Origin of the sequence: Paraburkholderia sp. Tr-20389 (assembly GCF_017104565.1) — a bacterium.
In the GTDB taxonomy this organism is placed as follows: domain Bacteria; phylum Pseudomonadota; class Gammaproteobacteria; order Burkholderiales; family Burkholderiaceae; genus Paraburkholderia.
Genome location: NZ_JAAGPD010000107.1, coordinates 1 through 1,766, shown reverse-complemented (window position 1 = coordinate 1,766; position 1,766 = coordinate 1). Strand labels below are relative to the sequence as shown.

Below are 1,766 nucleotides of genomic sequence, written 5' to 3'. Positions count from 1 at the left end.
CATGGTTCGACCGACTAGGCCTACCCCGTCTCTCCTGACCTCAACTTCCCGAACCGCCCGGTGCGGACCCGCATGCCGGGTGGTGTGGCAGGGGCGTAGCCTGTTGGCTACCCCCTATGCCGATCATTCAGACGCGGGAGGAAGCGATGAACCAGCCTCGATCACACAGCGATGCCGCGGAGCCGCGATTCGAAGGGCTGAGCGCGGTCACGCTTGCGACGCATGATATGGAGCGCGCCGTTGCGTTCTATCTGGCGCTCGGGTTTCCCCTGTCGTATGGCGGACCGCACGAGTCGTTTACGTCGTTCGACTTCGGTGGCACTTATCTGAACCTGATTGTCGACACAAGAGGCCCGGTGCTGTGGTGGGGGCGCGTGATCGTGCATGTGTCCGACGTGGATGCCGTGTATCGCAAGGCGCTTGCGGCGGGATACAGCCCGGAGGCGGCGCCCGCCGATGCAACATGGGGCGAGCGCTATTTTCATATCTGCGATCCCGACGGACACGAAGTGAGCATTGCAAAGCGGCTTTGACGGAGCGTGGAAGGCATGCCGATGCTGCAAGAGAGTAATATGACTGACACCCAGAAAGCTCACAATCACAAGAGCCCACGCGCAGCGTGAACCCTTTCCGTAGAACGGAAGAAACAGGAGCCACTGTGATGAAGGAATCCGAGCAGGAACTTGACGCCGCGTCGCTTGCCGCACGGCAGCGCCGCTTCGAAGAGGATCTCGTCGATGCATACGACGAAGAGCTCGAAATGGAAGTCGACGACCGCATCCTCGACGGCGCGGAAGGCTTTACGCCCGAAGCGCGCGAATTGCGCAAGCACTATTTCCGCGAGCTGTTTCGTCTGCAAGGCGAACTCGTCAAGCTGCAGGACTGGATCGTCAAGACGGGGCATCGCCTCGTCGTGATCTTCGAAGGTCGCGATGCGGCCGGCAAGGGTGGCGCAATCAAGCGCATCACGCAACGCCTGAATCCGCGCGTATGCCGTGTCGCGGCGCTGCCCGCGCCGAACAACCGCGAACGCACGCAGTGGTATTTTCAGCGCTATGTCAGCCATCTGCCCGCAGGCGGCGAAATGGTGCTGTTCGATCGCAGCTGGTACAACCGCGCAGGTGTCGAGCGCGTGATGGGTTTCTGCACCGACGACGAATACGAAGAGTTCTTCCGTTCGGTGCCCGAGTTCGAGAAGATGCTCGTGCGCAGCGGTGTGCAGATCATCAAGTACTGGTTTTCGATCACCGATGAAGAGCAGGAAATCCGCTTCCAGGCGCGCATCCATGATCCGCTCAAGCAATGGAAGCTGAGCCCGATGGACCTGGAAAGCCGTCGCCGCTGGGAGTTGTATACCCAAGCGAAGGAAGTGATGCTGCAGCGTTCGCACATTCCCGAAGCACCGTGGTGGGTCGTGCAGGCCGTCGACAAGAAGCGCGCGCGCCTGAACTGCATCAACCATCTGCTGAGCCAGGTGCCGTATCACGAGATCGAGCATCAGTCGATCGTGCTGCCTGAGCGCGTCTTCCACGAAGAGTACATCCGTCATCCCGTGCCGGATACGATGATCGTGCCGGACGTCTATTGAACGTCGTTTTACAGGCTGTTTGAAGGGTTGAAATGAAAAAGCGCGGCAATCGCCGTAATGCCGTTCAGTTAAGCGACTGAACGGCATTTTGTTTTTGGCGCAAACCGGTTGTAAACGGGACGCGGCGATGTTAACTTTCATCGCCATGCTGGTCGATGATCTGCGCCTGCTTGTTGAA

2 protein-coding genes are annotated in these 1,766 nt (G+C 59.3%); both read left to right on the top strand.

Translation table 11 applies throughout. The annotated features are described in order from the left end of the window. The first annotated feature begins 146 nt into the window (after positions 1 to 146). Positions 147 to 533, top strand: coding sequence for a VOC family protein (locus G3N95_RS40355; protein ID WP_205975643.1), 387 nt, complete (start codon positions 147 to 149; stop codon positions 531 to 533). Between the two features lie 128 nt (positions 534 to 661). After that, positions 662 to 1,588 carry a polyphosphate kinase 2 gene (ppk2, locus tag G3N95_RS40350; RefSeq protein ID WP_205975642.1) on the top strand — a complete coding sequence of 309 codons (927 nt, stop codon included), beginning with the start codon at positions 662 to 664 and terminating at the stop codon, positions 1,586 to 1,588. Positions 1,589 to 1,766 lie beyond the last annotated feature (178 nt).